Below are 7,335 nucleotides of genomic sequence, written 5' to 3'. Positions count from 1 at the left end.
GGTTTCCTAAGAAAGTTTGATAAATTAGGGTATGATTTGACCTGGCACAAAATTATTAGTTCTTATTCAGTCTATAGAACCCATTTGGTATCTCTAAAAATTTAGGCGATATAGCTGCAGCTAGGCTCCGCCTTTTCCTGACGGAATGCTCCGCAAACATGTCGGCGACCGCCGAAACACCAATCTCTTAAGCATTAGTCGAATAAAACACATATTAATCTTGGCAGTAGCATTTTCCAGGGTTCTTTTCCTACGGAATGCTCCGCAAATAAAATTTTTAGTCGGCGTAGATCGAAGGTTCGTGTCACCAGGTACAATGTTGTAAAGTTTTGTAACAATCAGTAGCAATGGAACGAAATTGTAGTGCGTTTAGCTGTAAAACCCCAGAATAACTAGCATGATAAATCCATTTTTGTGTTTCACTTTCCACAGTGAAAAATAAATTAAAGTCTTTGGGTGCAAGAACTTATAAAGAGTTAGAAGAAGCTATTGCCAAGGCTTTTGCAGAAGTGACATTAGAAAATATTCATAACTGGTTTACACACTGCTGTTATTGTACCTTATTAATATGAAAAATGCTATAAAGAACCATGAATCAAGAAATATTTGACCATATTTACTCTAATTTATCAGACAATGACAAAAATATAATCCAATTGCGTTTATCGGGCAAAAAATATCAAGAAATTGCCCAGTTAATGAGTTTCAATCAATCTAGTGTGGGGAGAAAATTAAAAGCAATAGCAAAGAAGTTTAAATATTCATCAGAATCTAATCTGGAATGGAACGAATATTTGGTACAGATATTCACTCAATATAAACCAACTTTCGTCATTAATGAGTTACAGGAAGATTATGGTTTTCACCCAGTTATTATGCCTGGTAGACCGGAAAAAATAGACTCCCATTTTTATATAGAACGTCATCGAATTAAACGTTGTACTATTGAATCTGAATGTTATGAAGCTATAGAACAACCAGGTTCTTTAGTAAGAATAAAAGCACCAAGTAGAATGGGTAAAACTTCTCTAATCAAAAAGATACAGAACAAAGCAAATAAAAATAATTATTTGCCTGTGTATCTGAGATTTGATACTCTCATTGAACCTGACAATATCAACAATATTAATAATTTTCTCAAAGCATTTAATAAAAATATCAAAAGTCAGTTACCTGATGTCTCTTATGGATTAATTTGGGATGATAATAATGCTAAAATTTCTTGTACTCAGGCATTTAAAGAATTATTAATTAATCTCAATAAAAATGTTGTTTTACTATTAGATGAAGTTAATGAAATTTTCAATTATCCAGAAATCTCTAAAAACTTTTTTGCTATGTTAAGAAGTTGGTATGAAGAAAGTAATAACTCAGAAATTTGGGAAAATCTGAGAATGGTAATTGCTTATTCCACAGAATATCATGGTAAACTAGATATTTATCAATCTCCTTTTAATGTCGGTTTACCTATAGAATTAAAAGAATTTATACCAGAGCAGGTAACTCAATTAGCTTACTTACATCAACTTGATGCAGAAATAGTCAATCCTTTAATGTCTATGGTAGGAGGACATCCTTATTTAGTCAGATTAGGATTATATAAAATGGTTCAGGATGAATTGGAAATTAAAGACCTATTAAAAGACGCTCCTAGTGAAAGTGGGATTTATCAAGATCATTTAAGTATATTGTTAGAAATAATGGAGAATCATCCTAAAATCAAAACAGTTTTTTGCGAAATATTAGCCAATTCTCCAGTGCGTTTACCCAATAAAAATCGAGAAGTACGTCAATTAGAAGCTATGGGATTAATTAAAATGAAAGGTTATTTAGCTGAACCTCGTTGTCAGTTATATAAACAATATTTTCAGGATCGTTTATGTTAATTTAAAGTAAGAACGTAAGGAAGAATAAAAAAGGGGAAAAATGATAAGAGGAGGTAGTTTACGAGCAAATGACCCTACTTATGTAGTGAGAAAACAAGATACAGAACTATTGGAAAAACTCCTAGCTGGCGAATATTGTTATGTTTTTAATGCTCGTCAAATGGGTAAATCCAGCATGAGAGTAAGAGTGATGAAAAATTTACGCTCTCAAGGTTGTAAATGTATCCCAATTGATATGACTAGATTAGGTGTTTCAACTAAAGAAGAATATTGGTATGAAGGTTTTTTAGGAGAAATATTTTATGGATGCGATCTACCTAATAGTATCAATTATCAAGACTGGAGAGCTAGCCATCAAAACTTAAATAATATCCAACTTTTTGCTCGGTTTATTGAAGAAATTTTATTTGTTAATTTTCCCCATCCTCAAAAAATATATATTTTTCTTGACGAAATTGATGTGCTGGTTAAATTGCCATTGGAGATGAGAAATGATTTTTTTGCTTTTATTCGCTCTTGTTATAATCGCCGGGCTGAAGATGGAAAACCTGATTATCATCGGTTGATTTTTGCTTTTGTTGGAGTAGCGACTCCAGATGATTTAATTAGAGATCCACAACGTACTCCTTTTAATATTGGTTATCCAATTGAATTAACAGAGTTAAGTTTTGAAAATGGCAAAGAAGTATTAACTAGGAGATTAGAAGGAATAGTAGAAGAGCCAGAAATTGTTTTGAAAAAAGTTTTTGATTGGACTGGAGGTCAACCTTTTTTGACTCAGAAACTTTGTCAAATAATTATTGATTATGCAGAGGATTCTGAACCAGATGTTGATGAATTAGTAGAAGAACATATTTTGACTTATTGGGAAGAAAAAGATAATCCTACTCATTTTAAATATATGCACGATTATTTAGTTAATCATGTTGAATTTGCTCCTCAATTATTAGGACTATATCAAGAAATTCTGCAAAAGGGAGAAGTTAAAACTGATGATAGTCCAGTACAAATGGCTCTACGATTGTCTGGTATAGTAATTAAAAGACAAAAGAAATTATTTGTTTTTAATAAAATTTATCAGAAAATTTTTAATGAAGATTGGGTTGAGGAAAAATTAGCAGAAAAATTAGCAAGTTTAGAAAATAATCTGGATAATTCTCAGGCTAAACCTAAACCTAAAACATTAGGAATGAGCTTAACTATTGCTGGTTTGGTAGGAGTAGGAGTAATTATTTTGAGAAGTTTAGGCTTGCTACAATCATTTGAATTAAATGAGTACGATCGCCTGATGGGATGGCGACCTTCAGAGCCACCCGATCCTCGTCTTTTAATTGTTGAAGCTACGGCCACAGACATTAATAAATATGGAATTAGTAATAGTTTGACTGATGAGAATTTAGCTAAAGTAATAGCCAAATTAGAAACTCATAAACCTGCCATTATTGGTTTAGATTATTTACGAAATAATCCTTTACCTTCTGAATCTGGTTATCAAAAACTATTAACAATTTTGAGTAATAATAAGAAAATAATTGGTGTTTGTAGTGTTAGTGACGATGATAATAACAGGAATGAACCTAGTACCAAACCTCCTAGAACAGTAGAGAAGGAGGAACGTTTCGGTTTTATTCAGCTTATGCTAGATATTGGTCAAGTTAATGTGATCCGTCGCCACTTAATGTTTCAGAATAAAAAATTAGGAAATCCTTGTCAAACAGAATATTCATTAAGTATTAAAGTTGCTCTTAATTATTTGGAAACTAAAGGCATTAAAGAGGAAGATGCTCCTCAAGGATTTGTTAAAATAGGGCAGGTTATTTTCAAAGACCTTGTAGAAGGACAAGGTTTTTATCAAAAAATTGACTCTGGTGGATTTCAAGTTTTACTTAATTATAGAAACTCAGCTCAGTTTCCTAATAAAGTTTCTGAGTCTATTACTATTTCGGATGTTCTCAATAATAATTTTGATGAATCTTTAATTAAAGATAAGATTGTACTTATTGGTAATACAGACCCAGATGGTAGTGATAATTTTTATACTCCTTATAGTTTTCAAGCGGTTTCTCAAAAGCAAATGACTGGAGTTATTATACACGCGCATCAGGTAAGTCAAATTATTAGTGCAGTTTTAGATGGAAAACCTTTAATTATATTTTGGGATAGGTGGGTAGACTGGTTATGGATTTTAGGTTGGTCTGCTGTTGGTGCTGTAGTAGGTAGGTGTTTTCATCAAGTTTTATTCTTTGTCTTTTTTATAGGAGGAAATATTATGGTTTTATACTTGGTTAGTTGGATTTTTTTAACTCAAGCTTTTGTCGTACCCCTGGTGCCATCTGTTTTGGCATCTATTATAACTGGTCTTAGTGTTTTCATAAATTTTGAGAGAAGTCCGCCTCCATTGACTGATAATTGATAGAGACGAACGTATAGTTTTCCACACCTATACGCACTTGCTAGTATAGGGGTATCGGTAGCAAATGTGCAGAACAACCACGCGCTTGGCTAAAATGATTACTGTGACTATATTTCATATCAAACATATTTGTGAAGTTTGGTATCTCGCGTTGGTGTACCAGTAAAACTAAAGTTTATTTGATACAGAAATTTAGAACTATTTTTCAATAATTAAGACTTCTTTTCTCAGATAGGTTTAATTGGAGAGCGCGATTACAAAACCTTAGCGGGGTTTCTTGCACAAATGATACTCAAACCCAGTAACCGCCGACGGCCTCAGTAGAAACAGGAAGTAAACAGCCTCCTAGGGTCGGAGCTACGCTATCAAGTTGTCACTTTATGTGACGCTTTGTATCAGTTTTATAGAGCAGAAAACAATGAAAATCAAACAACTTGCTGCTGTTATTATTAGCATTTGTGGGCTAAATGTGGGAATAGCTAAATCAGTAGCAGTAGAAATGAAAGCACCTGTCTTAGTGCAACAGTCTAGGAAAATAGAGGAATTTGATGGACTTTTTCATGAAGCGATTGTATCTCAAGAACTAGATAAATATAATCAATCTACTCCCATATTGGAAAGTACATTTGCCATTTCAGAAACTTCAGATACTAGAGAAAAAGCTGGAATTACAAAACCATTAAAAGTGGCGGATAACGATAGAGGAGGGAACCCAAGTCCGGGTAATAGCCGTGGTGGGGGGACTCGTGGTGTTCGCGGTGGCAAGTGTAATCCTAACGATCAAAAGCCTTTTTTAGTTCTAATTCCTGCAGAGCTGGAAACTGTAGGAACTTTGACAAGTCATCCGACTTTTTGGTTGTATATTCCTCGCTCTGGTAGTATTAATTTCGTTTTAAAGGATAAGATTGAGAGGGATAAAATTATTTATGAAACTAAATTTAATGTTGAATCAGAGCCAGGATTTATTAGTTGGCAATTACCCTCTTCTGCCCCACCTTTAGAAGGCTCTTATGTTTGGGGATTTACTTTTGATTGTGGAGACAATGAGCAGGTTGTTGACGGACAAATATTCAGGGAGGACGCAACCGATAATTTGATGAATGAGCTAAAATTGGCTGAAACTGTTATAGACAAGATTGATGTTTATCAGGAGAATAGTTTCTTCCCTGAAAGTGTTAACGAGTTAGTAAACTTACGTCGGAGTAATCCTGACGATCCAGAGATAAATGATAGATTGAAGATTTTATTAGGTAAGTGGTATGATGATTTAGTTGACGATCCGATTCAAGATTGTTGTAATATCAAGTGACATTAAATAACTTTAATATAGAACCCCTAAGCGTATCTTTTGAAGAATAAGTTTATACTAAGTAGCGATATAGCTGGCACTAGGCTCCGCCAACGCCAATTATTATCACTAATATTTGGGTAAATGCCATATTCAAGTAGTTTGACAGATTAAGGTGGCGTTCACCATTTAATCGAGAATCATGGAAATGGTGGGGACAACCTTTTGGTAAACTATAGGAATTTCAACTAACACGCTTATTGCAACTTCGCAGTTATTATATCATGTCCGGATAATTAGTGATGAAAAAACTTATCATAAGTGCTTAAACAGTAAATCTTTATATTTTCCCCTCCTGGGATGGGTTAGGGGTGGGTTCCCTACTCCCCTACTCCCCACTCCCCCGCTCCCCTACTATTTTAATAATAAGTATTCAACCGGACATGATATTAGACCTCAATAAAAATAGCGATAACTCTGTTATTTTAATAACGGCAACACCTTTTTCTTTAATAATTCTACCAGCTCTGGCTGCATATATTCATACTCATCTCTGATATCCAAGCAAATCACTCGCTTGTTTTTGAGCCAGGGCTGAAACTTATTTGAAAGTTTACGTTGATGATACTTTTCCATTACAAAAATTATGTCTGCCCATTGAATCGCTTCGCTGCATAAAGGAATTTCAGCACCTCGATCCAATCCAGCCGAGTCTACCTCCAAATCTGGATATTCAGAAAATATCGTTTCAGCAGTAGGACTGCGTAATCGGTTTTTACTACAAATAAATAGTATTTTCTTCATCTTTATAATTTAATATGTCAAAGTTCAAATATTAAATCATATCTCCCTACACAACTGTTGTTATGGCAGAATGTGACCCCTGAGTGCTAATTAATGTGCAAGAAAATGCACGTCCACCCACAATAAAAAGTGGCGTTGTGATAACTCATGCACATTTTCCCACTTCCCCAAAAACTAGGAGATGATAAAAATATAGAGTAAAACTTACGCAGAAACACTAATTACAGTGGATTTATCTTGATAAATGCCAACTAATACGCTGTATATAGCGTTAATGCGTAAGTCCTGCTCGATTCAAAAACAAGGAGAAAATTATGCTTGCTGGAACTCAAAGAACTACTACTCGTCCTACTCTTACCCTTGGTAGCACTGGTGAAGATGTGAAAAATTTACAAACATTTTTGAATGCCATTGTTGCTAATAATAGCTTAGTAGTTGATGGAATATTTGGTAATCTTACAAAGGAAGCTGTTATAGCTTTTCAAAAGGAATATGGTGGTTTAACTGCGGATGGAATTGTGGGTCCCCAAACTTGGGGAGTAGTAGATACAATTGTCCGCACTACTCTGTATTTGGGTAGCACTGGAGAAGATGTAGAATATCTACAAAGACGGTTAAATGGTATTGGATCTGCTTCCTTGGTAGTTGATGGAATATTTGGTGTAGCAACAGAAGAAGCTGTGAAGAAATTCCAAAAATTCCATGGTTTAACTGTGGATGGAATTGTTGGCAGTCAAACTTGGGGAAAATTAGAATTGATCGATGTTTAGAGTTGAATTCACTAATCAAAACTAATCAGTACTTACGCTAGGGCGCTATATATAGCGTCTACTAATTGAGGCGGTATAGCTGTCTCTAGGCTCCGCCAACGCCTCAATATTTCTGCCATTCTTAAAGGCGTAAAACTAGATAACGAATTTATGCCATTTCAGCCTTCATTACTT

The 7,335-nt window shown here is 34.3% G+C and carries 6 protein-coding genes and 1 pseudogene; 5 read left to right on the top strand and 2 right to left on the bottom strand.

Going from position 1 to position 7,335, the window contains the following annotated elements; genetic code table 11:
• Positions 1–304: 304 nt before the first annotated feature.
• Positions 305–430 carry a hypothetical protein gene (locus AC3DU7_RS20145; protein WP_488041088.1) on the bottom strand — a complete coding sequence of 42 codons (126 nt, stop codon included), beginning with the start codon at positions 428–430 and terminating at the stop codon, positions 305–307.
• Between AC3DU7_RS20145 and AC3DU7_RS20140 the strand changes: the two are divergent.
• From AC3DU7_RS20140 to AC3DU7_RS20125, 4 genes and pseudogenes are all read left to right on the top strand, one after another.
• Positions 426–572, top strand: a pseudogene (locus AC3DU7_RS20140) (IS630-like element ISMae26 family transposase); the annotation flags it as partial. The gene AC3DU7_RS20145 and the pseudogene AC3DU7_RS20140 overlap by 5 nt on opposite strands.
• A gap of 18 nt (positions 573–590) precedes the next feature.
• A complete protein-coding gene (locus AC3DU7_RS20135) occupies positions 591–1,886 on the top strand; it encodes an AAA-like domain-containing protein (RefSeq protein WP_488041087.1) in 1,296 nt (431 codons plus the stop codon).
• A 40-nt stretch (positions 1,887–1,926) separates the two neighbouring features.
• On the top strand, positions 1,927–4,299 hold the full coding sequence (locus AC3DU7_RS20130) for a CHASE2 domain-containing protein (protein ID WP_488041086.1): 2,373 nt from the start codon (positions 1,927–1,929) through the stop codon (positions 4,297–4,299).
• Between the two features lie 418 nt (positions 4,300–4,717).
• Positions 4,718–5,608 (top strand): DUF928 domain-containing protein, encoded by an 891-nt coding sequence (locus AC3DU7_RS20125; RefSeq protein ID WP_488041085.1) that lies wholly within the window; start codon positions 4,718–4,720, stop codon positions 5,606–5,608.
• Positions 5,609–6,067: 459 nt separating this feature from the next.
• Here AC3DU7_RS20125 and AC3DU7_RS20120 read toward each other — a convergent pair whose 3' ends face one another.
• Complete coding sequence (locus AC3DU7_RS20120; protein WP_488041084.1) at positions 6,068–6,391, bottom strand: low molecular weight protein tyrosine phosphatase family protein; 324 nt, start codon at positions 6,389–6,391, stop codon at positions 6,068–6,070.
• Positions 6,392–6,705: 314 nt separating this feature from the next.
• Here AC3DU7_RS20120 and AC3DU7_RS20115 point away from each other — a divergent pair, with 314 nt between their 5' ends.
• Positions 6,706–7,161, top strand: coding sequence for a peptidoglycan-binding domain-containing protein (locus AC3DU7_RS20115; protein ID WP_488041083.1), 456 nt, complete (start codon positions 6,706–6,708; stop codon positions 7,159–7,161).
• Positions 7,162–7,335: the final 174 nt, after the last annotated feature.

Source organism: Okeania sp., from assembly GCF_983059655.1.
Note: the sequence above shows the minus strand (reverse complement) of the source record. Positions and strands in the feature narration are given on the sequence as shown.

What these genes read in the sequence shown, in the direction of transcription:
- AC3DU7_RS20135 (WP_488041087.1), top strand. Translation starts at nt 591, where the DNA reads ATGAATCAAGAAATATTTGACCATATTTACTCTAATTTATCAGACAAT.
- AC3DU7_RS20120 (WP_488041084.1), bottom strand. Translation starts at nt 6,391, where the DNA reads ATGAAGAAAATACTATTTATTTGTAGTAAAAACCGATTACGCAGTCCT.
- AC3DU7_RS20130 (WP_488041086.1), top strand. Translation starts at nt 1,927, where the DNA reads ATGATAAGAGGAGGTAGTTTACGAGCAAATGACCCTACTTATGTAGTG.
- AC3DU7_RS20115 (WP_488041083.1), top strand. Translation starts at nt 6,706, where the DNA reads ATGCTTGCTGGAACTCAAAGAACTACTACTCGTCCTACTCTTACCCTT.
- AC3DU7_RS20125 (WP_488041085.1), top strand. Translation starts at nt 4,718, where the DNA reads ATGAAAATCAAACAACTTGCTGCTGTTATTATTAGCATTTGTGGGCTA.